This is a genomic window from Paraburkholderia sp. J7, assembly GCF_905220155.1.
GTDB lineage: Bacteria > Pseudomonadota > Gammaproteobacteria > Burkholderiales > Burkholderiaceae > Paraburkholderia.
In genome coordinates this window covers 236238-261806 of record NZ_CAJMYZ010000007.1, presented here as the reverse complement: position 1 = coordinate 261806, position 25569 = coordinate 236238, and the positions used below count along the sequence as shown (strand labels likewise).

Annotated in this window: 23 protein-coding genes; 15 read left to right on the top strand and 8 right to left on the bottom strand. The window is 63.7% G+C overall.

What is annotated here, in order from left to right:
• Positions 1-216: 216 nt before the first annotated feature.
• A complete protein-coding gene (locus tag U5A58_RS14400; RefSeq protein ID WP_321961901.1) occupies positions 217-1449 on the bottom strand; it encodes a DUF3443 family protein in 1233 nt (410 codons plus the stop codon).
• A gap of 17 nt (positions 1450-1466) precedes the next feature.
• Positions 1467-1931, bottom strand: a complete 465-nt coding sequence (locus U5A58_RS14395) for a DUF2844 domain-containing protein (RefSeq protein ID WP_321961900.1) — start codon at positions 1929-1931, stop codon at positions 1467-1469.
• Between the two features lie 418 nt (positions 1932-2349).
• Here U5A58_RS14395 and U5A58_RS14390 point away from each other — a divergent pair, with 418 nt between their 5' ends.
• Positions 2350-2727, top strand: a complete 378-nt coding sequence (locus tag U5A58_RS14390) for a hypothetical protein (protein ID WP_321961899.1) — start codon at positions 2350-2352, stop codon at positions 2725-2727.
• Between the two features lie 25 nt (positions 2728-2752).
• The gene (locus U5A58_RS14385) at positions 2753-3301 is read left to right on the top strand and encodes a glycine zipper family protein (RefSeq protein WP_321961898.1); all 549 of its coding nucleotides are present in this window, start codon (positions 2753-2755) and stop codon (positions 3299-3301) included.
• 85 nt (positions 3302-3386) lie between these two features.
• Here the strand turns inward: U5A58_RS14385 and U5A58_RS14380 are convergent, their stop codons facing one another.
• Complete coding sequence (locus tag U5A58_RS14380; protein WP_321961897.1) at positions 3387-6557, bottom strand: transglycosylase domain-containing protein; 3171 nt, start codon at positions 6555-6557, stop codon at positions 3387-3389.
• Between the two features lie 229 nt (positions 6558-6786).
• Here U5A58_RS14380 and U5A58_RS14375 point away from each other — a divergent pair, with 229 nt between their 5' ends.
• On the top strand, positions 6787-7119 hold the full coding sequence (locus U5A58_RS14375; RefSeq protein WP_201697413.1) for a hypothetical protein: 333 nt from the start codon (positions 6787-6789) through the stop codon (positions 7117-7119).
• Between the two features lie 218 nt (positions 7120-7337).
• Complete coding sequence (locus tag U5A58_RS14370; RefSeq protein WP_415774224.1) at positions 7338-7628, top strand: hypothetical protein; 291 nt, start codon at positions 7338-7340, stop codon at positions 7626-7628.
• A 104-nt stretch (positions 7629-7732) separates the two neighbouring features.
• On the opposite strand, the gene U5A58_RS14365 is transcribed toward U5A58_RS14370, so the two are convergent.
• Positions 7733-8467, bottom strand: coding sequence for a response regulator transcription factor (locus tag U5A58_RS14365; protein WP_321961896.1), 735 nt, complete (start codon positions 8465-8467; stop codon positions 7733-7735).
• A gap of 385 nt (positions 8468-8852) precedes the next feature.
• Here U5A58_RS14365 and U5A58_RS14360 point away from each other — a divergent pair, with 385 nt between their 5' ends.
• Together U5A58_RS14360 and U5A58_RS14355 are read left to right on the top strand one after the other, a co-directional pair.
• Complete coding sequence (locus U5A58_RS14360) at positions 8853-10154, top strand: MFS transporter (RefSeq protein ID WP_321961895.1); 1302 nt, start codon at positions 8853-8855, stop codon at positions 10152-10154.
• Between the two features lie 136 nt (positions 10155-10290).
• Positions 10291-11766, top strand: a complete 1476-nt coding sequence (locus tag U5A58_RS14355) for an MFS transporter (RefSeq protein WP_321961894.1) — start codon at positions 10291-10293, stop codon at positions 11764-11766.
• A gap of 50 nt (positions 11767-11816) precedes the next feature.
• Here U5A58_RS14355 and U5A58_RS14350 read toward each other — a convergent pair whose 3' ends face one another.
• The 3 genes from U5A58_RS14350 to U5A58_RS14340 all read right to left on the bottom strand — a co-directional run bounded on the left by U5A58_RS14350 (position 11817) and on the right by U5A58_RS14340 (position 13010).
• Complete coding sequence (locus tag U5A58_RS14350) at positions 11817-12086, bottom strand: hypothetical protein (protein WP_321961893.1); 270 nt, start codon at positions 12084-12086, stop codon at positions 11817-11819.
• 74 nt (positions 12087-12160) lie between these two features.
• The gene (locus U5A58_RS14345; protein ID WP_321911447.1) at positions 12161-12592 is read right to left on the bottom strand and encodes a DoxX family protein; all 432 of its coding nucleotides are present in this window, start codon (positions 12590-12592) and stop codon (positions 12161-12163) included.
• A 256-nt stretch (positions 12593-12848) separates the two neighbouring features.
• Entirely contained in the window at positions 12849-13010 is a 162-nt protein-coding gene (locus U5A58_RS14340) for a hypothetical protein (RefSeq protein WP_321961892.1), read from the bottom strand.
• Between the two features lie 198 nt (positions 13011-13208).
• Between U5A58_RS14340 and U5A58_RS14335 the strand changes: the two genes are divergently transcribed.
• The 7 genes from U5A58_RS14335 to U5A58_RS14305 all read left to right on the top strand — a co-directional run bounded on the left by U5A58_RS14335 (position 13209) and on the right by U5A58_RS14305 (position 23378).
• The gene (locus tag U5A58_RS14335; protein WP_321961890.1) at positions 13209-14039 is read left to right on the top strand and encodes a helix-turn-helix transcriptional regulator; all 831 of its coding nucleotides are present in this window, start codon (positions 13209-13211) and stop codon (positions 14037-14039) included.
• Between the two features lie 448 nt (positions 14040-14487).
• Positions 14488-18279 carry a nitrate reductase subunit alpha gene (locus U5A58_RS14330; RefSeq protein ID WP_321961889.1) on the top strand — a complete coding sequence of 1264 codons (3792 nt, stop codon included), beginning with the start codon at positions 14488-14490 and terminating at the stop codon, positions 18277-18279.
• Positions 18276-19799 carry a nitrate reductase subunit beta gene (narH, locus tag U5A58_RS14325; protein ID WP_321934100.1) on the top strand — a complete coding sequence of 508 codons (1524 nt, stop codon included), beginning with the start codon at positions 18276-18278 and terminating at the stop codon, positions 19797-19799. The genes U5A58_RS14330 and narH overlap by 4 nt, the downstream gene beginning before the upstream one ends.
• Positions 19800-19801: 2 nt before the next feature.
• Positions 19802-20497 carry a nitrate reductase molybdenum cofactor assembly chaperone gene (narJ, locus tag U5A58_RS14320; protein WP_321961888.1) on the top strand — a complete coding sequence of 232 codons (696 nt, stop codon included), beginning with the start codon at positions 19802-19804 and terminating at the stop codon, positions 20495-20497.
• A gap of 57 nt (positions 20498-20554) precedes the next feature.
• Positions 20555-21238, top strand: coding sequence for a respiratory nitrate reductase subunit gamma (gene narI / locus U5A58_RS14315; protein ID WP_321934098.1), 684 nt, complete (start codon positions 20555-20557; stop codon positions 21236-21238).
• Between the two features lie 31 nt (positions 21239-21269).
• Positions 21270-22058, top strand: coding sequence for a peptidylprolyl isomerase (locus tag U5A58_RS14310; protein WP_321961887.1), 789 nt, complete (start codon positions 21270-21272; stop codon positions 22056-22058).
• A 33-nt stretch (positions 22059-22091) separates the two neighbouring features.
• Positions 22092-23378, top strand: coding sequence for a nitrate/nitrite transporter (locus U5A58_RS14305; protein WP_321934097.1), 1287 nt, complete (start codon positions 22092-22094; stop codon positions 23376-23378).
• A gap of 33 nt (positions 23379-23411) precedes the next feature.
• Here the strand turns inward: U5A58_RS14305 and U5A58_RS14300 are convergent, their stop codons facing one another.
• Entirely contained in the window at positions 23412-23873 is a 462-nt protein-coding gene (locus U5A58_RS14300; RefSeq protein WP_321961886.1) for a universal stress protein, read from the bottom strand.
• A gap of 734 nt (positions 23874-24607) precedes the next feature.
• On the opposite strand from U5A58_RS14300, the gene flhD reads away from it, so the two are divergent.
• Together flhD and flhC are read left to right on the top strand one after the other, a co-directional pair.
• Complete coding sequence (gene flhD, locus U5A58_RS14295) at positions 24608-24928, top strand: flagellar transcriptional regulator FlhD (RefSeq protein ID WP_042266670.1); 321 nt, start codon at positions 24608-24610, stop codon at positions 24926-24928.
• Between the two features lie 10 nt (positions 24929-24938).
• Positions 24939-25541, top strand: a complete 603-nt coding sequence (gene flhC, locus U5A58_RS14290; RefSeq protein ID WP_158759205.1) for a flagellar transcriptional regulator FlhC — start codon at positions 24939-24941, stop codon at positions 25539-25541.
• Positions 25542-25569 lie beyond the last annotated feature (28 nt).

Genomic DNA, 25569 nt, shown 5'->3' with positions numbered 1-25569 from the left:
GTTTTCGTTCGGCCCCGCGTTAGCCATCGCGCAATATTTTTTTCATGAGATACAGCTGCCTCAATTCCAATATTCATTTAATGAAAAATTGGTAATTGAAACGCCATTTCATGCAATCAATACTGAAAACGTTTTAGATCCCATTTCCTCAGTTATTGAGTAATAAAAAAAGCGCACTTTACAGTGCGCTTTCGCTTTTAAAGTCACCGCGTGCAACTAGCGATTCATGTATGCCACATAGGGACCCTTCCCACCGCCAGCGGAACGTGCGCCGTCGATCCCGTAGTAGACTCGCCGGCCCAGGAAGAACGGCAGGCCGAGATCGACCGTTTGAGCCATATAGGCCGTGAGATTGTTGAAGGCGAAATTGCTGGAAGCGAGTAGGGCGAACGCGTTGCCGATATTCACCGTCACGTTTTCGCTCACGCCAGTGGAATCGTTCAGCACGACATTGCGTGTCCAGTCGACTGGCGGCGCGAAGAATCCGTTGTATTGCATGATCGAGCGGTCATCGAAGAACGTCGCGTTCGATCCGGAATCGATGAATCCGGCGACTGCCGTCGAGCCGCTGTACTCCGCGACAAAGTTGCCGTAGCTGTCCGTGGCCAGAACCGTCGCGCCGGCGCCGCTCAACGGGTTGTTCGCCTGGGTGTCGATGCCGAACGTGAGCGTGCCGTCCACCGCGCTCGCACCACGCGACGAGACCGCGGGCATATCGACAATGACGCCATTGTTGTCTACGGGAAACAGCGCGACGGGATTGATGATCTGCCGCGCGAGTGGCATCGCGACAGCTTTGACCGGGCTGGTATCGGCATAGTAGTAGCCTTCCAGCGGCGCTGCCGCGCATGCGGGGCCGCAATCGTAGCGCGCGGTACCGATGCCGAGGATGCCGTTCGCGCCCAGCACGGCCGGCGAATTCAGCGCCGTGTTCCACACGCAGGCGTCCGGCGTGCCGGACACAATGGCCGGATCGCTCATCACCTGGATCGGCACGGCGGCGGCGACCTCCTGCGAGAGCTTGATGTCGGCGTTGCGCAAACTGCCCCAGGTGTGGCCGGAACCGAAAGCGGCACACGCGCCGACCCGGCTGCCGCTGGCTGTGTCGGTCTGCACCGGCAGTGCGGCGAGGGTCGCGGAAGGAATCGCCGAGGCATAGAGGCGCAAGCCAAACGAACCCGTGTCGAGCAGCACGTTGTCGATCGTGGCGCAGTTGGCCCGCGCGCTGCTGTTCGGCTGGCAGATCGTCACGCTCACGAGCGGGAAATTGCGCACGCTCGTCGCCGACGAAACGCGCACCGGAACCGTGTTGCCCGCATCGCTCGTGCCGCCCGCCGTGCCTGAGCCCGTTTTCGCCGGCACGACGCTGTCCCCGCCCCCACCGCCTCCGCCGCAAGCGGTCAGGACGAAGCTCAGTACGAGCACCGAGATCCATGTGATGCTTTTCATTGCGTCTCCCCGTTGCCTTACTGGATTTCGTCCGTGCTGAAGCCCTGCGGCAGCGCTTGCGGCAACCAGGCGCGGCCTGTCAGCGCGCCCATATGACCACCCGACTCCACGACCAGATCGTCCTCGCGCAATGCGACCGGTCCATAGCCGCCGCCGCGCGCGGCGTGGGCGCTGGCGAGTCCTTTCTGCCACGCTGGGAAATAGCTGCCGAGCAGCGTTTCGAGCGATCCCACACGCGGGCCGCGCCACGAGAGCGCGAAGACGATGCCTTTCGCATCGAGGTATTCGCGAATCGTCGTGCCATTGGCAAGGGTCGAGGTATTCACGGTGTAGGGGGCGACGGCGGACTTGCCGGCAGCCATGAGACGGACGTCGGGCGCGCTGCGCACTCCGGCGTAGGTGGGTGTCCCCCCCAGCGCGGCCCACGCCGGCGACACGGACAGCAGCGACATCGCGACAAGACAAGTAAGATTTTTCCTCATGTCGTAGTCCTTATTAATTATGTGAACGCACGGCGGCGTGCTGCAGCAGTGAGGCGCGAGAAGTCTATGTCAATCCAACGAAGGGCCTGTATCCGGAAAATCGAAATGGTTTTTCGATTTGTTGATGGCCACGGCAGGGCGCAAGCGGCAAGAAGATCGATATCCAATTGTTACAGCCGGGCGGCGCACGCTCGTCCCTCACTGCGCGCATTTGCGTGAAACATGGGCCGCGAAGCCAGCCGTTGCACGCCGTTTGCGCTCAGCGAGAGCTTCGCGCCCCATAAATCTGCCCGCGTTTGTAACAACTCGAAAAATCGGCGCAACTCGCGTAATTGCATTGGTTCCGCCGATGTCTTAGCGTTCGATAATTGGCTGGCGCGCGCCGTTGCCCCAGCCTGCCCGTTTCTGGAGATCGTGTGTGAGAAGGTCGAAACTGTTTCTCGGGGCCGCAGCGGCCGCGCTTGTCGGCGTATGCGGGGTAGCACAGGCGGCGCGCGTCGGCGTGTTCATCGGCGGCGGCGTGCCGTACTACTACCCGGTCGCGCCCGTACCGTATTACTACGCGCCGCCCGTCATCGTCGCGCCGCCACCGCCACAGGCGCCCGACTACATCGAGCAGGGGCAAGCCGGCGCCCCGATGGACCCGCAGCCGGGCCCCGGCGATGCGGCGGGCGAACAGCAGGCAAACGCCGACACCTGGTACTACTGCGACGAGTCGAAAACCTACTATCCGTATGTAAAGCAATGCTCGTCGGGCTGGCGCGCGGTTCCCGCCCAGCCGGCGCCTTCGAACTGACCACCTTGACGATATCGAGCCGCAAATGAAATACACGTTTCTCGCGCTACTCGCCACCGCGGGGCTCCTGAGCGCATGCGCCGTGACGCCCACGGGGCCGAGCGTGATGGCCCTGCCCGGCACGGGCAAAACCTTCGACCAGTTCCGCGCCGACGACGCGAATTGCCGCCAGTTCGCCTTCCAGCAGGTAGGTGGCGTCACCGCGAACCAGGCGGCAACCGGCGCGGGCCTCGGCAGCGCCGTGGTGGGCACGGCGCTCGGCGCGGCCGCGGGCGCTGCATTCGGCGGCGGCCAGGGCGCGGCCATTGGCGCGGGCGCGGGCCTGCTTGCCGGCAGCGCGGTCGGCATGGGCAACGCCCAAGGCTCCGCGTGGGACGTGCAGCGCCGCTACGACTACGCCTATCTGCAATGTATGTACGCCACCGGCAACCGCATACCGGCGCCCGGCAACATGACGATGTCGCAACCCCAGCAGTTCCAGGCGCCGCAGCAGCAATTCCAGACAGCGCCGCAACCGCGCTATTTGCCGCCGCCCCCGCCGGGGTCGGCGCCTCCGCCGCCTAGCGGCTATTGAAGCGGTATTGGGCGCATAAAAAGAACGCGGGACTTGGCGCATGCGCCAAGTCCCGCGTTTTGCTTTGGATGCCGACTAGCCCGATTCAGTTCGAATCGAGCTCGAGCGCCTTGCCGTTCCACACCACACGGTGCATTTCACCCGATTGCGGGTCGATCAGCGTCATCTGCTGTGCGGCGTGCACGGGATCGGGTTTCGCATCGCCGTCCGAGGCGGGCCTCGATTCGAGCAGCGGCTGCAACACGGGCGCAAGCGACTTCAGCAGTTGCACGGACAGCGCGCTCGTGAACGTGTAGCGCGCCGCATAAGGCTCGTGCACCCATGCCGTGAGCGTGCCGTAGAAGCGGTTGCCGATCACGAACACGAAGGTCGCGCTGCGGTTCACCTTGCGCGATTCGATCAGCCGCGCGCCCGGCGCGTACACGTTGAAGCGCTGGTCGCCGGTGCCGGTCTTGCCGTAGACCGGCAGCGTCTTGCCGTCGGGGAGCGTCATGCCCTCGGCGAGACGCTTGGCCGTGCCGCCCTCCACCACCGACGTCAGCAACTCGCGCACCACCTGTGAGATCTCGGGCGAAACCAGCGCTTGCGGCGGTGTGGACGCATGCACGAAGTGCGTCTCATAGGGCGTGCCGCGCGCGAAGTCGAGCGACTCGAAGCTATGCGTCGGCAGCTTTTCGCCGTTGCTCGATATGAGGCCGATGAGTTGCGCGAGCGCCGCGGGCCGGTCGCCCGACGCGCCGATCGCCGCGCCATACGAAGGCGTGATGCTGTCGAACGGATAACCGAGCGTGCGCCAGGACTTGCCGATCGCGTCATACGCGCGCAGCTCGATCATGTGGCGAATGCGCCGGTTCTGCGTGGCGTGGTACTTCGTCTTGAAGAGCCACGAATAGGTATAAAGTCGCGTGTCGCGGCTCGCTTCCTGAACCTGCGCGAGCGTCGCATCCGGGTGCGTGCGCAAGTAATTCAGCAACCACAGTTCGAGCGGGTGAATACCCGCAATATAGCCACGATCGTTGAGGTTGAATTTGTCGATTGCGTACTTGTCGTAGTAGCGCGCGAGGTCTTCGTCGTCGAGCCACTGGAACTTCGTGTTCTTGAGTTGCGCGCGCATCTGTGCGTCGAACCATGGCAGTTGGCCATCGGGCTTCACGCTGCGCAGCACGGTCGCAATGCGCGCCGGGCCCTTGCGCGTGTGCTGCAGCAAGATCGCCAGCGCTTCGTCGTTGCTCTTGCCCGCGTAGCGCGTGTAGAAGCGCTTCATGTAGACCTGGCTTTCACCGTCGGCGAACTGCGTGAGAAAGCGCGTGCGCACGGCCGGGTCGTCGAGCCACTGCGCGGGCGGCCCCGAAGTCTGAATCATCTCGTAGTGAACGATGTCGCGCATGAGCCGCACGAACACCAGATTCACCGAATGCTGGAACGCGCGGTGCACGGTGAGTATCTGTGCGTTGTCGCTCGACTCGAAATTGTTGAAGCTCTGCGCGCCGCCGCCGGTGTAGAACGTCTCGCCCGGGTTGGCCGAATACTTGCGCTCCACAGCCGCTTCGAGCATGGCATGCAGCGAGCGGTCGGACGTCTTCGAAAGATAGTCGACGGCCCAGCGCGTGAGCGCGTCGCTCGGATCGATTTGCGGCAGCATCGCGCGCAACGACTTCACGTCATCGGCCGCGTACCGCGCGTGCAGTGCGCTCACGATCTGCAGATACGTCACGAGCGTGCGCAGCTTCGCTGTCGACCCCAGATTCAGCCGTGCACCCGAATTGATGTCGAATGGCTGGTTCACGCTGTCCGTTTGCACGCGCACGAGGTTTTCGCCGTTGCTGCGCTCGAACAGCGTGAAGCTATACGCGATCTTCGAAGGATCGTCGGAGGGGCGCAGCATCTCGAAGCCGACCAGACCCGCCTGACGCGCGCCGTCCTTCGTCGCGGCGTCGGCAAGGCGCTCGCCCACGGCCTGCTGCACGCTGTCGACGAGCGTGGCCGTGGCGGTGAGATCGAGGCGGTCGAGGTCGTAAAGCGTCTTCAGTCCGAGCGCCTGCATGAGTTGAGTGCGCAGCGTCAGCACCGCCTTGCGCTCCATGAATGACACCGGCGCGCGCTGCGACGGCTTCGAGCGGTCGAGCGAGAGTTGCGTGGCGAGCGCGGCGTCGCGCAACGCGGGCGTAATCACGCCGCCGGCGCCAAGCAGGCGGATGTAGCTGTCGGTCAGTTTCGCGAGCGCGTCGTTGTTCTTTTGCAGGAAATACGAAGGCGCGCGCTGGGCGATCAGCAGCGAGAGCACCTGGCGGAACGCCAGCGCCTGCGTGTCGAGCGACTCGGGTGTGAGCGGTGCGCGCAGGATCCGGTTGACGTCGCGGAAATCGCGCCCATACCAGGCGGCGAGGCCGTCGCCAAGACCGTTGACTTCACCCACACCCGGCTTGGCGGAGAGCGGCACCGAATTCAGGTAGTGCACGAGAATCTGCTGGCGCGCAGGCATGGTCTGCGGGCCGTCCAGGTAAGCGCGCAGCGAAGCGGACGCGATCTGGCGCAGCTTCTCCGGCGGCGTGGAGGTACGGCCGCCCGACGAATGCCGGAACTTCTCGATCTGCGTGGCGAGCGTGCTGCCGCCCGGCGTTTGCTGATGCCGGTTCACGAGGCGCGCCCCCTGGTCGACGAGCGCGCGGCTAAAGCGCCCCCAGTCGATGGCCGGGTTGCGGTTCGGCTGATCCGGGGCCAGCAGGTACTTGTCCTCGATGAAAAGCAGCGAGTCGCGCACCACGGGCGGCACCGCGTCGAAATTCTCGTAGGCGCGCTGCGGATAGCGCGTATGGAACAGTGTCGCACCCGACGCGTCGCGCAGCACGATCCCGGCCTGATCCTTTTCTTCGAAGGGCAGGAAAAGCCCTTGGTCGGCCACGGCGAGCATGCGATCCGAATCGCGCGCCTGCGCCGCGATCGCGAAACCGCGTTCCGCAAGCCGGTTCGCGAAGGTGGGCAATTGCGCATAACCGAGCCGCACGTCGTACGGCCCGTTCGTGGTGGGAAAGCGGATGCTGTGGCTCGGCCCGTTCTCGACCGTATAGCCTATGTCACGCGTGAGTTCGGAAAGGTAGCGCGCCTGCAGACGCGACGTATCGATTTCGATCTGCACGATGCGCGCGATGATGACGAGGGCGGCCAGAAACGCGACGACGAATCCCCACTTGACCCACCTGAAAAGTGAGCCAGCGCCAGCGGCGCGAACAGGAAAGCGTACCGATGGGCGGTTCATGCGTATTCTCCTGACGTCACGTCAGATTTCCAGGCGGCACCCCTCAGATAGTCTATCTCTCTCCGTAGGTTCTTGCGTGCCGCTATGTAGGGCTCCGCACGCTCGTCGCACTGCCGCAACACCTATGCCCGGTGCGTGACAGTTTTGCGGCATTTTGCGCAAGCCCCGTGGCACGGGAGATGCTCCCGATATAATGATTGACTGACTATTTGGTTGGATACCGGGAAATATGAAGAAGCTTGCCGTGCCCCTTGCCCTTTCGCTCACGCTCGGCGCGTGCGCGTGGTTTCAGAGCAACCCGGACGCGGGTCAGCCGGTCATCGATTCCACAACCAACCGGTCGGTCCAGGACGTGATCTCGTGCCTGACCGTGGAAGCCCAGCGCCACGGCGCCAGCTTTACCACCTCGCCGCTGCCGCAAGGCCAGATGCTCGAGTTCGGCGACTCGAACGTCATCAAGGTTCGCACCGACAACGGCGCGACGACCTACCGCTATTACGCCGGCAAACGCCACGCCTCGAACCTGTGGATCGAGGGCGCGAGCAAAACCTGCGCGCCTTGAGCATTTGACGGGCGGCTTGCGCCGCAGCCGCGACGTGCGCGTGCCGAAAGCGCTTTTTTGTACTTTTGCGCAGTTTGACGGCCGTCTATTACAGCCTTTTACATTCATGCGCGCTGTGTAGCGCGCTGACACATTTTCGCCAGGCGTTTTAAGAATCGCTTAAGTCTTCGTGCGCATCATCGCTTCACTCAGAAGAAACGCATGCAGCAGGAGGTTCCGTGAACCAGCAAGATCCGCAGATCCAGACGACGAGTCAGGTCAACAGCGAGGCAGCGCCCGGTGCGAAGCCCGTTCGCCGCACCTTGTTGCGCCGTTTGCTCAGCCACCACGAGCTTGCGACCCTCCTGTTGCTGCTGCATGCGCCGATCGACGCGCACGCCAAACCTGAAATTCCCATGCTCAAGGAAGCCGGCCTCGTCGAGCAGGTGCAAGACGCCGCCGGTGACGCGCGCATCCGCCTCACGTCGGAAGGCAACGCCGTGCTGCAAGGACTCGGCCTCGCGCGCTGAGTCTGCCGCGCGCCGCACCGGACACGTCGAACAAAAAAGACGGCGACACGCATTGCGTGCCGCCGTCTTTTTTTGCCGAACCGCATAACGGTACGCGCGTCGCCTCAAGCCGGCTCGAGCTCCTCATTTTCGGCGGCGAACGCCTCATTTTCGTCCTGCAAGCGCAGTAGCCGGTAGCCGCTCTTGTATACCGGCTGGAGCCGGAACCCGTTTGGCGTCTCGATCTCCAGCAGCAGACGCAGGCGCGACACGTGGCTGTCGATCGTGCGGGTCAACGTATGCAACTCGCGCCCCCACACCATCGCGTAAATATGATCGCGCGAGAGCACCCGGCCGATGTTCGAAAAGAACAGTGCGGCGAGCCGGTATTGCGTCGTCGAAAGCTCCACGGGCTTGCGATGCACGCTGACAGCCTGACGCCGCATATCGAAGTGATAGGGACCCGCGTCGATCGTCATGTTCTCGTAGCGGTCGGGAAACGCGCGGCGCAAGAGCGCGTTCACGCGCGCGCGCAGCACCGAAGGGCACACTGGCAGGCCCACAAAGTCGTCCGCGCCAACCGAAAACGCGCGCACCACGCTCTCGTCGGACGCGTCTTCCGAGACGAAAAGCACCGGAATCTGACCGCCGTTCACCGCCCGCAACGTTCTCAGCAGCTCGGCGCCGGCGACCTGCGAGCCCTGCCAGTCGAGCACGAGCATGTCGACCGTCGATGCGGCCAGCGTCCTCGCCAGTGTGAGCGCGTCGCTGAACTGAACGCAGGCGTGACCGCATTGCGTCAACACGCGCTCGAGTTGCTGGCGATGGGCAGCGTCGCGCTGGAAAATCGCGATGCGCATAGTGGGTCCTTTTATGAATCGACTATCGAAGCGTGCAATTTTGTGGAGATGTGCAAAAACTGCCCATCGGACGAGTCCGAAATCCAATCGGCTGCAGCGCTTTCCCACAGCCGCCCAAGCGCACTCTGACAGGCGCAGGCCAGGCCCGCGTCTGGCGGCCGGCAAGCTTCCTGTAGAATCTCCGGCTGGCCTGAACTCGTCGGCACGTCCGCCCACCCGCGCGGACGCGCTGTTGCCGTGCCCCCACCCTTGCGCCCGCCTATCCGACGACCGCCGCCCCCGCGCCACGCGCGCACCAGGCAAATTCGGCCATCACGGACGTCCGCACGCGTTCTTCACGCGCTACATGCAACGTCGTACATAACAACATCCTGGTTTTTCGGAAATGCAAGCAACAGACATTGGCGTGCGCACGCCTGCCGCTGCGCGCGCGCTCACCCGCAGCGACTACAAGACGCTCGGGCTCGCCGCGCTTGGCGGCGCCCTCGAGTTCTACGACTTCATCATCTTCGTGTTCTTCGCGCCGGCTATCGGCCAGTTGTTCTTCCCTGCAACGATTCCCGACTGGCTGCGTCAGCTGCAGACTTTCGGCATCTTCGCGGCGGGCTACCTCGCGCGCCCGCTCGGCGGCATTGTCATGGCGCATTTCGGCGACCTGCTCGGCCGCAAGCGCATGTTCACGCTCTCCGTGCTGCTGATGGCGCTGCCCACGCTCGCCATGGGCTGCCTGCCCACCTTTGCTTCGATCGGCGTGCTCGCGCCGGTGCTGCTGCTCGCGCTGCGCGTGCTGCAAGGCGCAGCCGTGGGCGGCGAGGTGCCGGGCGCGTGGGTGTTCGTTTCCGAGCACGTGCCGCGCCGCCATATCGGCTATGCGTGCGGCACGCTCACGGCGGGCCTCACGTTCGGCATCCTGCTCGGCTCGCTGATCGCCGCGGCCGTCAATCATCACTATGCCCCGAGCGACATCGCCGCGTATGCCTGGCGCATTCCGTTCCTGATCGGCGGGCTGTTCGGCATGTTCTCGGTGTATCTGCGCCAGTGGCTGCACGAAACGCCCGTGTTCGCGGAAATGAAGGCGCGCAAGTCGCTCGCCGACGAAATTCCGCTCAAGGCCGTGCTGCGCGACCACGGCCGCGCCGTGATCGTCTCGATGCTGCTCACGTGGATGCTGTCGGCCGCCATCGTCGTTGTGATCCTCATGACGCCGCCGCTGCTGCAGAAGCAGTTCCATCTCGACGCCACCACGTCGCTGCTGGCGAACTGCGTGGCCACGCTCTTTCTCACGGTAGGCTGCGTGAGCGCGGGCGCACTCGCGGACCGCTTCGGCGCGCGCCGCGTGCTGGCCATCGGCGGCATTGCGCTCGCGATCTCGTACTACGTGCTGTTCCGTCAGATCGCCGTGGACAGTTCGATGCTCATGCCGCTCTACGCGGTGAGCGGGCTCCTGGTCGGCACGATCGGCGCGGTGCCGTATGTGATGGTGAACGCGTTCCCGCCCGTGGTGCGCTTCTCGGGCATCTCGTTCTCGTACAACGTGGCGTATGCCGTGTTCGGCGGCCTCACGCCGATCGTCGTCGCACTGCTGATGAAGTCCGCGCCGCTCGCGCCCACTTATTACGTGGCCGCGATCTGCGTGCTCGGCGCGATCACGACGCTGTTCTTCAAGGACCCGCACCGGGAGCCGTAAATGCGCCTCCGTGCGCTTTGAACGCACACCGAGCGCACACTGAGCGCTCGCCCGGTCCGGCACCATTTTTCCGGCGGCTTCGACGATTCACCTCGCGCTGAAACGTCGAAGCCGGCGAGCGTCCTACCATGGGCGCATGAATACCTCACACCCCACCCCCGCCCCCGCCCATTTCACGCCCGCGCTCACGCGTATCGTCGCAACCGTCAGCATCGGGTTCGTCGTCACGCAGCTCGACGTGACCATCGTCAATATCGCGCTCGCGCGCGTCGCAACCGATCTCCAAGCGAACGTCGCGGGCCTGCAATGGATCGTCGACGCCTACACGCTCGCCTTCGCGGTGCTGATGCTCTCGGGCGGCGTGCTCGGCGAGCGCTACGGCGCGCGCCGCCTTTACGCCGCCGGTCTTGTCGTGTTCGCGTTCGCCTCGCTCGCCTGCGGGCTCGCGGCCAATCCGGTCATGCTGATCGCCGCCCGCGCGGTGCAGGGCGCGGGCGCGGCGGCCATGCTGCCCAACTCGCTTGCGCTGCTCAATGAAGCGTGCCGCCACGACCGCGGGCTGAGGGCACGCGCTGTGGGTTTCTGGACCGCCGCGGGCGCAATCTCGATCGCCGCGGGCCCGGTGGCGGGCGGCCTGCTGATCGCTGCATTCGGCTGGCGCAGTATTTTCCTCGTCAACCTGCCACTGTGCGCGGCCGGCCTGTGGGCCACACTCGCGTGGATTCCGGCGCCGCGCCGCCACAAGCGCGAATCCGCCGCTGCCGGCGCGCCCGCCGCGCGCAGCCTCGACGTGCGCGGCCAGCTACTCGCCATCGTGGCGCTCACGGCCTTGACGGGCGCCGTGATCGAATGGCGGCCGCTCGGCTTCGCGCACTGGGCCGTGACGGGTGGCTTTGCGCTCGCGCTCGTGGCGGGCTTTGCGTTTGTCGCGCTCGAAGCGCGCACGCGCGACCCCATGGTGCCGCTCGCCATGCTGCGCAACCGCACGTTCAGCGCGGCCGTGCTGTTCGGCATCTGCGTGAATCTCACGTATTACGGCACCGTGTTCGTGCTCGCGCTTTACCTGCAGCATGCACGCGGCGAAACGCCGTTGCAGGCGGGCCTCGCGTTCATCCCGCTCACCGGCGGGTTCCTGCTCTCGAATATCGTGAGCGGCCATGTGGTGGCGCATTACGGCACGCGCCGGCCGATGATCGTCGGCGCGCTGATCGCGGGTGCGGGCTATGCGCTGCTGGCCGGCGTGGACGCCGCGACGCCGCTCGCCTTCGTGCTGCTCGCCTTCCTGCTGATTCCCTCGGGCATGGGCCTCGCCGTGCCGGCGATGACGACGGCCGTGCTTTCCTCGGTCGAACCCGCGCGCGCGGGCACGGCCTCGGCGCTGCTCAATACGGCGCGTCAGGCGGGCGGTGCGGTGGGAGTGGCGGCGTTCGGTGCGCTCGCGGGCGGCGCGCTCGCGGCCCAGGTGGTGGCCGGCCTGCGTGCGGAAACTGCGGTCTCGACGGCACTCCTGCTCACGGCGGCCGGGCTCGCGTGGTTTGTGAAAACCGATCCGGCGCATGCGGGCGTGCGCCATGCCGCGCCTGCGCGGATGAACGAGCCGGAATCGCGCTGATGCAGTGCGAGTTGTCGTGACGGGCTGTGATGGCGAACTGCGGTGCCAAATTACAGCGACGCCTCCTGGATCGTGCCGGAGTCGATCGCGCGGGCGATCAAGCCATCGTTCTGCGCCTTGCGAATGGCGTGGGCAATCAGCTGGTCGGGCTCTTCGAGCTCAGCCTTGAGCGCGCCGATAATCCCGGTGGCGTCGAGAATCACCAGTGTCTTCGCGGTATCCGCATAGCTGATGAACACGCGCCGCGTGCCGTCCTCCGCAAGACTCGCGCAGAACTGCCCGGTCTTGCCTGCCACGTTGAAGTCGAAGTTCTGTATCAAGGCCTGCTCCCTTTACACCCGGTTGCCCGGTGGTTGTGATTCGACACTCGCGCCGCGCCATACAAAGAAAGGCGTCAGCCTCGCAGGCCGCCGCGCGGCGCGCGCATGCCATCAACGGAAGCACGTCCCGCGCCCGTCACGCTCAACAACAGGAAACCGCCCGCGATCGCCACGTTCTTCCAGAAGTGAATGACCGCGTCTTGCTGCGCCGCCGCCTGCGTCACGTTCCAGAAGTCATGGCCCAGTATCGCCGTGACGATAGCGTACAGGGCCAGCAGGAACGCAACCGCGCGCGTGCGCACGCCCAACACGAGCGCAATGCCGCCGAGCAGCTCGATGACGGTCGCCACGATCGCGCCATACGAGGCGTACGGCACGCCCTTCGAGTGCAGGTAGCCGACGAACCCCGCGTACCCCAGCAGCTTCATGGCACCGCCCCAGAGAAACAGAATGGCGAGCGCGATGCGGGCGATGAAGATGATGAAGGAATCGGCGGGACGGGTCATGGAGGGCTCCGGTATGCAATATCGGAATGACCGCAGGGCGCACGGTCAGTTCCCTCGAATTGATGCGGGAACGGCAGACGAAGCGTGACGCGCAAGGGCGTGACGTACGCCGGAGCGAAACAAACGAACCCGGAAACCAAGCCGGCAATTAATTCGGAATGCTATGGAATTGACTTGACGGGCGCTGCGGCGATCCGCTCGCGATGCCACGACACGACCGCACAAAACCGCGCAAACCGCCGCGACGCTGGCACGCTCAATGCTTGTGGCGCATGCCGTGCGGCCGATGCGCGTCGAGCCAGCGAGTCAGGCGCGCCTCGAGCGTGCCGCTGCTGCGGCGCGACACGGCCCACATGACCGCACACACCAGCAACATGACGCCTGGTCCGAGCAGATAAGCAGCAACCGTTTCCCTCATGGCTGTCTCCTCAGCGCGACGCCACAGTACGTGAGATTTTTCATTCTAGGCGATTGCGCGGCACACGGTAAACGTCGTCCACGCATGCAGCAGGGACATAAACCCAAGGTTTTCATATATCCGATGTCGGCAGCGCCAGGGCGTTTCTTTACCTCATACGTAATCGCTTCGCCCACGCGTTTCGCTAGAATCGGCGACATGAACACGCTCGCTTCCATTCTCCCTGCAACGCCGTCCGGCACTGTGCGCCGCAGCGTCGGCGAAATGCTGCGCGACTGGCGCGTGCGCCGGCGCATGAGCCAACTGCTGCTCGCCACCGAAGCCGAGATTTCCACGCGCCATTTGAGCTTCGTCGAGTCGGGCCGCGCGCTACCGAGCCGCGAGATGGTCATGCATCTCGCGGAGCAACTCGATGTGCCGCTGCGCGAGCGCAACGCGCTGCTAATGGCGGCAGGCTACGCGCCGCTCTATCGCGAGCGGGCGCTCGACGACCCGCAGTTCGCCGCCGCGCGCGAGGCGGTCGATCTCGTGCTGCGTGGGCACGAGCCCTATCCTGCCGTAGCAGTGGACCGCCACTGGAATATCGTCGCCGCGAACGGCTCGCTCGCACCGCTCATCGGCGACGCTTCGCCCGCGCTGCTCGCCGCGCCCATCAATGCGCTGCGGCTTTCGCTGCATCCGGAAGGCATGGCGCCGCGCATCGTCAACTGGCACGCGTGGCGTGCGCATTTGCTGACGCGCCTGCAGCGTCAGATCGATGCGAGCGCCGACCCCGCGCTCGCCGCGCTGCACGAGGAGCTCGCGTCGTATCCCACCCCGCCCGGCGTCGGGGAGGCGCGCGGCGAGCCGATCGCGCATCACATTGCCGTGCCGCTGCGCGTGCGCACGATGCTTGGCGAGCTGGCGTTCTACAGCACGACCACCGTGTTCGGCACACCGGTCGACATCACGCTTTCCGAACTGGCAATCGAAGCGTTCTTTCCCGCCAATCCGCAAACGGCGCAGGCATTGCGCGATCACGCGCGTTGAAGTATGTCTGGCTCGCGAATCACGCGGAAATGGTCGTTTCTGATTCGTGCGCGCACAACGAGTGCGCAATTCAATGCCTGGCGGAGCAAATCTCAATTCATCACAAAAAATCAGAAGCCTTTTTGCGCTTTGATTTACGAATCATTTTCACCTCGATAACGCAATCGAGAAAAAGTCACGCACTACTCAATCGACTAGTTTATCCGCAAAATCAAGGTGATTTCCTTCAATGAAAGAAAGTTTTGAAACTTGAATCGTTGCCAAACATATCCCTATGCTGACGTGCGTTTCGCATAATCGACGTTTCGTCATCTTCCCGACAAATATTGCAAGCAATCGATATGTTCACGTGAATACGTCGAAATAGATTACATTCATTCCCTTTACATCTTCTAATTCCTCCTCTTAAATACCGGTGTCCCGGACGCGCCCACACGCTGGAGATGCCATGAGCCATTTTCTGGATCGTCTGCGTTACTTCACTGCGGCAAGAACACAATTCGCTGACGGTCACGGCGCCGTCACAGACGAAGACCGAAAATGGGAGGAGGCGTACCGTACGCGCTGGCAGCACGACAAGATCGTGCGCTCTACACACGGCGTGAATTGCACGGGCTCGTGCTCGTGGAAGATCTATGTAAAGGGCGGCATTGTCGCGTGGGAAACGCAGCAAACCGACTATCCACGCACGCGCCCCGACATGCCCAACCACGAACCGCGCGGCTGCTCGCGCGGCGCATCGTATTCGTGGTATCTCTACAGCGCCAATCGCCTCAAGTATCCGCTCGTCCGCAGCGCACTCGTGAAGCTGTGGCGCGAAAAGCGCCGTACGCTCGACCCCGTTGCCGCGTGGGCCGCCATTGTCGACGACGACGACGCGCGCAAAAGTTATCAAACGCGGCGCGGCCTTGGCGGCTTCGTGCGGGCAGACTGGAGCGAAGTGCTCGAAATCGCGGCCGCCGCGAACGTGCACACCATCAAGCGGCACGGCCCGGACCGCGTGATCGGCTTCTCGCCCATTCCCGCCATGTCGATGGTGTCGTACGCGGCCGGCTCACGCTATCTCTCGCTCATCGGCGGCGTGTGCCTTTCGTTCTACGACTGGTACTGCGACCTGCCGCCTGCCTCGCCGCAAACATGGGGCGAGCAGACCGACGTGCCCGAATCCGCAGACTGGTACAACTCATCGTTCATCGTGATGTGGGGGTCGAACGTGCCGCAAACGCGCACGCCCGACGCGCACTTCATGGTGGAAGCGCGCTATCGCGGCGCGAAGATCGTTTCGATCTTCCCCGACTACGCCGAAGGCGCGAAGTTCGGCGACATCTGGCTGCATCCCAAGCAAGGCACCGACGCGGCACTCGCGCTCGCCATGGGCCACGTGATCCTGAAGGAGTATCACCTCGCCGGCAACAGCACCTATTTCGCCGACTATTGCAGCCGCTTCACCGACATGTCCTGTCTTGTCACGCTCGTCGAGCGCGACGGTCAGTATGTGCCCGACCGCTATCTGCGCGCGTCCGACTTCGAAGGCGCACTCGCGCAGGAGAACAATGCCGAATGGAAGACCGTGGTGATCGACAGCGCGACGAACGAGTTCGCGGTGCCGCTCGGCTCGGTGGGCTTTCGCTGGGGCCAGCAGGAAGGCGCCGATCGCGGCAAGTGGAACCTGCGCGAGGAAGGTGTTGACGGCGCACCGCTCAAGCCCGCGCTCTCGCTCGTCGAAAGGCACGACGACGTGGTGGACGTGCTGTTCCCCTACTTCGGCAACGTCGCGCATCCGCATTTCCCGCACACCTCGCATGGACCGGTGCTGAGCCGCCGCGTTGGCGTGCGGCGCGTGGCAACACCCGCCGGCGAGCGGCTCGTGGCTACGGTCTACGATCTCTTCGTCGCGAACTACGGGCTCGACCAGGGCCTGGGCGGCAAGGACCTCGCGCATAGCTACGACGACGATGTGCCTTACACGCCTGCCTGGCAGGAAGCGATTACCGGCGTGAAGCGCGCGGACGTCATCAACGTCGCGCGCCAGTTCGCCGAGAACGCCGACAAGACCGAAGGCCGCTCGATGGTCATCATCGGCGCGGGCATCAATCACTGGTTCCACATGGACATGGCGTATCGCGCCATCATCAACATGCTCGTGATGTGCGGCTGCGTCGGCAAGTCCGGTGGCGGCTGGTCGCATTACGTGGGCCAGGAAAAGTTGCGCCCGCAAACAGGCTGGACCGCGCTCGCGTTCGCACTCGACTGGAACCGGCCGCCGCGCCAGATGAATGCCACATCGTTCTTCTATGCGCATACCGACCAGTGGCGCTACGACCCGATGAACCCCACGGACCTACTTTCGCCGCTCGCAAACAAGGCCGACTACCACGGCGCGCCGATCGACTACAACGTACGCGCCGAGCGCATGGGTTGGCTGCCTTCCGCCCCGCAACTCGCGAGCAATCCGCTGGAGTTGGGCCGCTCGCTCGAAGACCCTTCGAAAGCCGGCGCCGAAGTCGCGCGCCGACTGAAAGACGACAGCCTCAAGCTCGCCTGCGAAGACCCCGACAATCCGGCCGTATTCCCGCGCAACCTGTTCGTGTGGCGCTCGAACCTGCTCGGCTCGTCGGGCAAGGGGCACGAGTACTTCCTCAAGCACCTGCTTGGCACAACGAACGGTGTGCAGGGCGAGGAAGTGGTGAAGGACGGCGTGCCGCGTCCCGAAGAGGTCGTCTGGCATGAGCAAGCGCCCAAGGGCAAGCTCGACCTGCTCTGCACGCTCGACTTCCGCATGTCCACCACCTGTATGTACTCGGACATCGTGTTGCCCACCGCCACGTGGTACGAGAAGGACGACATGAATACGTCCGACATGCACCCGTTCATCCACCCGCTCTCCGCTGCTGTCGATCCGGCGTGGCAGGCGCGCAGCGACTGGGACATTTTCAAGGCCATCGCGAAGCGCTTTTCCGAACTGAGCGTCGGCCATCTCGGCGTGGAGCGCGACGTGGTGCTCGCGCCCATCGCGCACGACGCCGCAGGCGAACTGGCGCAGCCCTTCTGCGTGACTGACTGGAAACGCGGCGAATGCGAGCCGGTTCCTGGCAAGACCATGCCGGGCGTGGTCACGCTCGAACGCAACTACCCCGAGACGTATCACCGCTTCACGTCGCTCGGGCCGCTCATGGACAAGCTCGGCAACGGCGGCAAGGGCATTAGCTGGAATACCGAGGAGGAAGTGCACGAACTCGGCGCGCTGAACTATCGCGACCAATCCGAAGACGCTGGCGACGCGAAGGGCCGACCGCGCATCGAAACCGCGCTCGACGCCGCGGAGACGATTCTCTCGCTCGCACCCGAAACGAACGGCGCGGTGGCGAAGAAAGCGTGGGAAGCGCTCTCGAAGTTCACGGGCATCGAGCACGCGCATCTCGCCGACGCTCGCGCCGACGAAAAGATCCGCTTTCGCGATATCCAGGCGCAGCCGCGCAAGATCATTTCGTCGCCAACGTGGAGCGGCATCGAGTCGGAACACGTGTCGTACAACGCGGGTTACACGAACGTGCACGAGCTGATCCCCTGGCGCACGCTGAGCGGCCGCCAGCAGCTCTATCAGGACCATACGTGGATGCGCGATTTCGGCGAGGCGCTGTGCGTCTACAAGCCGCCCATCGAAACGGGCAGTTACGAAAAAATGGCGGGCACGCGCTCGAACGGCAATCCGGAACTGGCGCTCAACTTCATCACGCCGCACCAGAAGTGGGGCATTCACAGCACCTACACCGACAATTTGCTGATGCTCACGCTTTCGCGCGGCGGCCCGATCGTGTGGATCTCGGAGCAGGACGCCGCGCAGATCGGCGTGGTCGACAACGACTGGATCGAATGCTTCAACGCGAACGGTGCGCTCTGCGCGCGCGCCGTGGTGAGCCAGCGCATTCCGCGCGGCATGGTGATGATGTACCACGCACAGGAAAAAATCGTGAACACGCCGGGCTCCGAAATAACGGGCACGCGCGGCGGCATTCATAACTCGGTCACCCGCATTTCGCTCAAGCCTACGCACATGATCGGCGGCTACGCGCAACTCGCTTACGGCTTTAATTACTACGGCACAGTTGGCTCGAACCGCGATGAATTCCTCATTGTGCGCAAGATGAAGAACGTCGACTGGCTCGACACGGAGGAAACGCCCGTTGGTCCCTTGCCTGCCGCTGTGAATGCGGCCGTTCGCGAAGGAGAAGGCTCATGAAAGTGCGCGCGCAAATCGCGATGGTGCTGAACCTCGACAAGTGCATTGGCTGTCACACGTGCTCGGTCACCTGCAAGAACGTCTGGACGAGCCGCGAGGGCATGGAATACGCGTGGTTCAACAACGTCGAGACGAAGCCTGGCATTGGCTACCCGAAGGAGTGGGAGAACCAGGAGCGCTGGCGCGGCGGCTGGGTGCGCAAGGCCGATGGCCAGATCGAGCCGCGCTTGGGCGGCAAGTGGCGGTTGCTCGCGCAGATCTTCGCGAATCCGCATCTACCGGAAATCGACGACTACTACGAGCCCTTCACGTTCGACTACGCGCACTTGCAGGAAGCGGGCAACACGAAGGCCACGCCGGTTGCGCGACCGCGCTCGCTCGTGAGCGGCGAGCGCATGGAGAAGATCGAGTGGGGTCCGAACTGGGAAGAGATTCTGGGCGGCGAGTTCGAAAAGCGTTCGAAGGACTATAACTTCGAAAACGTGCAGAAGGATATCTACGGTCAGTTCGAGAACACCTTCATGATGTATCTGCCGCGCCTGTGCGAGCACTGCCTGAACCCGGCATGCGTGGCCGCGTGCCCTTCCGGCTCGATCTACAAGCGCGAGGAAGACGGCATCGTGCTAATCGATCAGGACAAGTGCCGCGGCTGGCGCATGTGCGTTTCGGGCTGCCCGTACAAGAAGATCTACTTCAACTGGCAAAGCGGCAAGGCCGAGAAGTGCATCTTCTGCTATCCGCGCATCGAGGCGGGTCAACCCACGGTGTGCTCGGAAACCTGCGTGGGACGCATTCGCTACCTCGGCGTACTGCTCTACGACGCCGATCGCATTCGCGAGGCCGCGAGCGTCGCCGACGAGAAGGATCTCTACCAGGCGCAACTCGACGTATTCCTCGACCCGTTCGATCCGGCCGTGATCGAGCAGGCCGCGCGCGACGGCGTGCCGCAGGCGTGGATCGACGGTGCGCAGCGCTCGCCCGTCTACAAGATGGCGATCGACTGGCGCATTGCATTCCCGCTGCACCCCGAGTACCGCACGCTGCCGATGGTCTGGTACGTGCCGCCGCTTTCGCCGATCAACGCGGCGGCCAACAGCGGCGAACTCGGCATGAACGGATGGCTGCCCGACGTGCATTCGCTGCGCATTCCGTTGCGCTATCTCGCGAACCTCCTCACCGCCGGAGACGAAAAGCCGGTGCAGGTCGCGCTGGAACGCCTGCTCGCCATGCGCGCGTTCATGCGTGCGCGCCATGTTGACCGCATGGATGCCCCGCAGGTCCTCTCGCAAGTGGGACTGTCGCTCGCACAGGTCGAGGAGATGTATCGCTATCTCGCGATTGCGAACTACGAGGATCGTTTCGTGATTCCCACCACGCACCGCGAATACGCGGAAAACGCCTTCGACCTGCGCTCGTCATGCGGCTTCACGTTCGGCAACGGCTGCTCGGACGGTAAATCGGAGGCGAGCCTGTTCGCACCGAAGAGTGGGCATCGCAAGATTCCCATTCAGGAGATCTGACCATGTTCGCCGCTCGTCCCCAGCCCATGACGTACCGGCTCATTGCGTCGCTGCTCGAATACCCCGATGCGTCGCTCATCGAGGCCGTGCATGAATTACGCGCGATCGTACGCAGCGAGCGCGCATTCGGCGCCGAGGCGCGCGAGAAGCTGGAGCGCTTCCTCGACTATCTCGGCTCGCGCGATCTGCTTGCGCTGCAGGAAAACTACGTCGCGTTGTTCGACCGCGGCCGCGCAACATCGCTGCATTTGTTCGAGCACGTACACGGCGAGTCGCGCGATCGAGGCCAGGCGATGATCGACCTCGTTCAGACCTACGAGAAGCACGGCATGTTGCTGCAGCCCGGCCAGTTGCCTGACTACCTCCCCGTGTTCCTCGAATATCTCTCGATTCTGGAGACGAACGAGGCGCGCGCACTGCTTGGCGAGACCGTCGCGATCCTGCAATCGATTACGCAGGAACTGAGCCGGCGCAACAGCCACTACGCATATGTGATCGGCGCGCTGCTGCCGCTCGCGGGCGCGGGCGGCGCGGATCTACCCGAAGCGGCACACGACGACGACGGAGGCAAGCCGCACGACAAAGAGCATCTGCGAGCGCTCGACGCGGCCTGGGCTGATGAGCCCGTGCAATTCATGGGCGCGGAGCGCCCTGCCGTCGCACCGGTCGAGTTTCACCCGCGCCGCGCACCGCGCTAGCAAGGCAACACACGCTACCCAGGCACGCCGTTCGAACACCGCAAGCAAGGAGCCGTCATGGGCGATTACTTTCATCAGTTTCTGTTCGGCATCTATCCGTACATCTGCCTTGCGGTGCTGCTGTTCGGCTCGCTCGTGCGCTTCGACCGCGAGCAGTACACGTGGAAGAGCGATTCGTCGCAACTGCTGCGGCGCGGCGCGCTGCGGCTTGGCAGCAATCTGTTCCACTGGGGCATTCTCGTCGTGGTGATGGGTCACTTCGTCGGCTTTCTCGCGCCGCACTGGCTCGTCGCGCCGTTCATCTCGGCCACCGTTCACCAGTTGCTCGCGATGGTCGCGGGCGGCGTGGCCGGCAGCTTCGCCATTGTCGGCCTCACGATCCTGATCGTGCGGCGGCTTGGCGACACGCGCATTCGCGTGAACAGCAAGCCGTCGGACATCCTCATCGTGTTCATGCTGTGGGCGCAACTCGCGCTCGGCCTCGCGACCGTGGTGCTCTCGGCGCGCCACATGGACGGCCTGATGTTCGAACAGCTCACCGACTACGTGAAAGGCGTGGTGACGTTCCGCCCAAATATCGCCGCGCTGCTCGACGGCGTGCCGCTCGTGTATCAAACCCATATCGCGCTCGGCTTCACGATCTTCCTCGTTTCGCCCTTCACGCGCATGGTGCATATCTGGAGCGGCATCGCTTCGGTGTTCTATCTGATCCGTCCGTACCAGCTCGTGCGCAAGCGCTAATCGCCAACCGGAACCAGGAGCGCGATCGATCATGAATGCGGCCCCCCACGAAGGACAGCCAGACCTGCCCGCCCGCGTGAACGACGTTGAGATCGGCCTCGCCGCAATCGAGGCCGAGCGCGGCAACCACGCCGACGACCCGGACCCCGCGCTCGCCGCGCGGCGCACGCTCGTCGTGCACGAACTGCTGCGCCAGCGCGCCGTGGCGCTGAACCTGCTGGCGCCCGACGCCGAACTCGACGACAGCACGACAGACAAGCTGCTAGAGCGCGAACTGCGTGTGCCCGAGCCAACGTCCGAAGACTGCGAGCGCTACTACACGCAGCACACAAAGCGCTTCGTGCGCAACGAACTCGTGTACGCGAGCCACATTCTCTTCGCCATTACCGACCGCGTGCCGCTCGCGATGCTGCGCCAGAAAGCCGAAGAAGCGCTGCGCGAGTTGCAGCAGGCGCCCGACACGTTCGAGGCGCTGGCGCGCCAGTTCTCGAACTGCCCTTCAGCGGGCGTGGGCGGGAGTCTTGGCCAGCTCACGCGCGGCGACACGGTGCCCGAGTTCGAAGCGGCGCTGTTCGACTGCGCCGACATGGGCGTTCTGCCTCGCCTCGTACGCACACGCTTCGGATTTCATCTCGTGCGCGTGGATCAGCGCGTGCCGGGTGATGCTGTGCCCTACGACGACGTTTCCGGCGACATCGCGCGCTTTCTCAGCGAACGCGTGCGCCACAAGGCCATTCAACAGTACGTATCGATCCTGGCCTCCGAAGCGACGCTCGAAAACGCGGCGCTGGAAGCCGCGACGAGCCCGCTCGTCCAGTGAAGTCGATCTGCACCCCCACGCGATGGAGACAACATGAATCTGCGTAGCGAACCGGCCCGCCCTGTGACGAGCGCAGCGCAGCCCGAGAAAGTCGGCGCGAAGGCATGGTCCGTCCTGCTCGTCAGCACGCTCGCGTTCCTTGTCTGTTTCGTGGTGTGGATGATGTTCGGCGTGCTCGGCGTGCAGCTGCGCGAGGAACTCCAGCTCAACAGCACCGAGTTCGGCCTGCTAACCGCCACACCCGTGCTGACCGGCGCGCTCATGCGGCTGCCTCTGGGCGCCTGGACCGACCGCTTCGGCGGGCGCATCGTCATGACCACGCTGCTCGTGGTTTGCGCCGTGCCGGTGTATATCGTCAGCTATGCGAGCGAGCTGTGGCAATTCCTGCTCATCGGCCTCTTTCTCGGCTGCGTGGGCGCCTCGTTCGCAGTGGGCACGCCGTATGTGGCCCGCTTTTTCCCGCCAAGCCAGCGCGGCTTCGCCATGGGATTTTTCGGTGCGGGCACGGTGGGCGCCGCCGTCAACCTGTTCGTCACGCCGCAACTCGAGAATCTCTATGGATGGCGCTTCGTGCCGCGCGTCTATGCCGTCGCGCTGCTCGTGACCGCCGTGATTTTCTGGCTCGGCTCGGCGCGCGACCCCGGCGCCGGCAAGTCGGGCGGCTCGCTGCTCGACTCGTTCAAGGTGCTGGCCGACCCGCGCGTGTGGCGGCTGTGCCAGTACTACTCGATCACGTTCGGCGGCTTCACGGCCCTTTCGCTGTGGATTCCACAATATCTGAAGGCTGAGTACGGCATGTCGCTCGTCATGGCTTCGGCCTTCGCCGCGGGCTTTTCGCTGCCGGGCTCGATCTTGCGCGCCGTGGGCGGCGTGCTCGCCGACAAGCTCGGCGCGCATACCGTCACGTGGTGGGGTCTGTGGGTGGCGTGGATTTGCCTCTTCATTCTCTCGTACCCGCCCACGGACTTCGTGATTCACACGATCGACGGCCAGGCGGCGCTGCACATCAGCATGCCGGTGTTCGGCTTCGTCGCGATCGCCTTCGTGCTGGGCGCGGTGTTCGCGTTCGGCATGGCCTCGACATTCAAGTACGTGGCCGACGACTTCCCCACCAACATGGGCATCGTGACCGGCATTGTCGGTCTGGCGGGCGGCCTGGGCGGCTTTTTGCTGCCGATCCTGTTCGGCATCCTGCTCGACTGGCTCAAGATCAGGTCGAGCTGCTTCATGCTGCTTTACGGCGTCGTATGGGTCTCGCTGATCCTGCTCTACATTTCCGAGGTCAAGCGCACGCCGATTCTTGGCGAACCCAGCGCCTGAACCGCGCACCGGTCAAACCTGCGCCGCTGCGGCTCAGGCCGCCGCTTTCACCGGCTCCGGGTCCGGTGCTGTGACAACCAGCACGCTGCACGACACGCGGTCGAGCAGCAAGCGGTCATCGCGACCGGCCCACCAACGCTTGAACGGACCGCGCCGGTGGTGAGCCAGCACGATGAGATCGGGCAGAAGCTCCGCGCAGTAGCTCGCGATCACGTCAATCGGCCGGCCCACCACGAAGTGGCCCGTTGCCGCGAGGCCCTTCTCCTGCAGGCAGGCCACCCCCTCACGCAGAATCTCGCGCGCCGCCTCTTCCGCGGCTTCGAACGGCACGGCAGACGCGATGTCCGTCCCCCATTGCAGCGGCGCCTGATCGAGCACGGCGAGCAAATGCGTTTGCGCGTGGCATGCGCGCGCAAGGTCGGCGCCCTCGCGCAAAGCCCGCCGGCCTTCGCGCGTTGCGTCGTAACACAGCAGAATCCTGTTGAACGAGGCCATGATTCCTCCCCCGACGATTCCCGGCGCAAGACAGGCGAGCGCGCCGTACCCGAAGTACCGCTTTCATTATGGCAGCTGTATCACGTCATGATATGACCGAGACACCGGCCTGTGCCGCCGCACTCCGCCCCCCCTCGCAAACGTTTCAAAGACGCGATCTCCGCGCAATATCCGGTCTGCATATATTCCCGGAAACAACAGGGTTACCTGCCTTCTGCACTCGTAACATCTCAGTTACACATTGCCCTGTTACAGGTCCTCAGGGTCGAAACACCTGTTACAACTTAATCGTCATAGGTATTAATCCGCAGACGCGCATTTTTTACCTGTCAACGCCACTCCTTTCTAAACGTTTATTCCATGAGGCCGACGCTTTTTGACTCGCGACGATTCGTTGCGCATGCATCGAGAAGCTGGCGGAAACCCTGATAAACCAAGGCTTCGCCGCCAAGTTCATCAATCAGATCAAGGCCTCGACGGCTGGCTGTAAGCCAGGTTTCAAACGACGGCAAAACTTACCGAAAATTATTTACAACAGTCCGATTATTTTTTTTCTGAGGGATTGCTTTCTGAGATAAGCCCTCATACAATTCAGTCCAAGGTTGTTACGAGATGTAACAACCTGTATCAAAGAGTCAGATCGAGCCAACGAGCGAAGATCGACGACAAGACCAGAAAAGATACAACGGCGAAAAAGCCGGGGGGTTAAATTCGGGGCTTCGGAAACTAGAGAAATGGACCGTAGCAGCGAGACGCTGGAATCTATCCGCGAAATTAATTTGTCGTATCTGATGCTCGCACAGCGCATGCTGCGCGAGGACAAGCCAGTCGGCATGTTCCGACTGGGACTGTCGTCGGAACTGGCCGATCTGCTTGGCGCTCTGTCGCTCGCGCAGATCGTCAGGTTGGCCTCTTCCGACCAACTTCTCTGTTTTTTCCGCTTCGACGATCATGCGATGTTGTCGGCGCTTACGCAGACTTCCAGGCATGCCGACGTGGCGGCTACCCATGCGGCCATCCTGCTAGCAGGACAGCCGGCTGGGCAATTCGCCTGAGGGTGACGTCATGACTACGCGGCGCAGCCTCACCGAAGACGCTCAGGAAGTATTCCGCGCGATCGCACTGATCGAGCTGGGCGCGCGTATGCAGGTGCTCGAAAGCGAACTCACGCTCTCGCGCGACCGCATGATCCGCCTGTATCGCGAGATCCGTGGCGTGTCGCCGCCCAAAGGTATGCTGCCGTTCTCGGCGGACTGGTACATGACGTGGCTGGCCAACATCCATGCCTCGCTGTTCTATAACACGTACCTGTTCCTGAAGAACGAAGCGCGTTGCTCGCATCTCGACGCGCTCACCAAGGGGTTCCGGCTGTATCTGGAACACTGCCGCCACAGCGGGGCCGAGCCGGCGCTCGACCTCACGCGTGCGTGGACCCTGGTGCGATTTTTCGATGCCGATATTCTGCAGTTGACGCCTTGCTGCCGTTGCAACGGCAAGTTCGTCGCGCATCGCCACGACCTTCAGCACAACGTCGTGTGCGGCGCATGCCAGCCTCCATCGCGAGCCGGCAAGACGAAAAAGGCGGCTGCAGCGCGACGGGGCGCCGAGCAGACCGAGAGCGACCTTCCGGCAGTGGTAACGTCGGATGGCATTGCCGAGGCTGCGTAAGCGTAGGAGAGCAGATCCGGGTCAACCG

Excerpts from the sequence above, each read along its gene's own strand:
- flhC (WP_158759205.1), top strand. The coding sequence starts at position 24,939 with ATGACTACGCGGCGCAGCCTCACCGAAGACGCTCAGGAAGTATTCCGC.
- U5A58_RS14385 (WP_321961898.1), top strand. The coding sequence starts at position 2,753 with ATGAAATACACGTTTCTCGCGCTACTCGCCACCGCGGGGCTCCTGAGC.
- U5A58_RS14300 (WP_321961886.1), bottom strand. The coding sequence starts at position 23,873 with ATGGCCTCGTTCAACAGGATTCTGCTGTGTTACGACGCAACGCGCGAA.
- U5A58_RS14380 (WP_321961897.1), bottom strand. The coding sequence starts at position 6,557 with ATGAACCGCCCATCGGTACGCTTTCCTGTTCGCGCCGCTGGCGCTGGC.
- U5A58_RS14400 (WP_321961901.1), bottom strand. The coding sequence starts at position 1,449 with ATGAAAAGCATCACATGGATCTCGGTGCTCGTACTGAGCTTCGTCCTG.
- U5A58_RS14335 (WP_321961890.1), top strand. The coding sequence starts at position 13,209 with ATGAACACGCTCGCTTCCATTCTCCCTGCAACGCCGTCCGGCACTGTG.
- U5A58_RS14345 (WP_321911447.1), bottom strand. The coding sequence starts at position 12,592 with ATGACCCGTCCCGCCGATTCCTTCATCATCTTCATCGCCCGCATCGCG.
- U5A58_RS14360 (WP_321961895.1), top strand. The coding sequence starts at position 8,853 with ATGCAAGCAACAGACATTGGCGTGCGCACGCCTGCCGCTGCGCGCGCG.
- U5A58_RS14330 (WP_321961889.1), top strand. The coding sequence starts at position 14,488 with ATGAGCCATTTTCTGGATCGTCTGCGTTACTTCACTGCGGCAAGAACA.
- U5A58_RS14395 (WP_321961900.1), bottom strand. The coding sequence starts at position 1,931 with ATGAGGAAAAATCTTACTTGTCTTGTCGCGATGTCGCTGCTGTCCGTG.
- narH (WP_321934100.1), top strand. The coding sequence starts at position 18,276 with ATGAAAGTGCGCGCGCAAATCGCGATGGTGCTGAACCTCGACAAGTGC.
- U5A58_RS14305 (WP_321934097.1), top strand. The coding sequence starts at position 22,092 with ATGAATCTGCGTAGCGAACCGGCCCGCCCTGTGACGAGCGCAGCGCAG.
- U5A58_RS14310 (WP_321961887.1), top strand. The coding sequence starts at position 21,270 with ATGAATGCGGCCCCCCACGAAGGACAGCCAGACCTGCCCGCCCGCGTG.
- narJ (WP_321961888.1), top strand. The coding sequence starts at position 19,802 with ATGTTCGCCGCTCGTCCCCAGCCCATGACGTACCGGCTCATTGCGTCG.
- narI (WP_321934098.1), top strand. The coding sequence starts at position 20,555 with ATGGGCGATTACTTTCATCAGTTTCTGTTCGGCATCTATCCGTACATC.
- U5A58_RS14365 (WP_321961896.1), bottom strand. The coding sequence starts at position 8,467 with ATGCGCATCGCGATTTTCCAGCGCGACGCTGCCCATCGCCAGCAACTC.
- U5A58_RS14375 (WP_201697413.1), top strand. The coding sequence starts at position 6,787 with ATGAAGAAGCTTGCCGTGCCCCTTGCCCTTTCGCTCACGCTCGGCGCG.
- flhD (WP_042266670.1), top strand. The coding sequence starts at position 24,608 with ATGGACCGTAGCAGCGAGACGCTGGAATCTATCCGCGAAATTAATTTG.
- U5A58_RS14340 (WP_321961892.1), bottom strand. The coding sequence starts at position 13,010 with ATGAGGGAAACGGTTGCTGCTTATCTGCTCGGACCAGGCGTCATGTTG.
- U5A58_RS14355 (WP_321961894.1), top strand. The coding sequence starts at position 10,291 with ATGAATACCTCACACCCCACCCCCGCCCCCGCCCATTTCACGCCCGCG.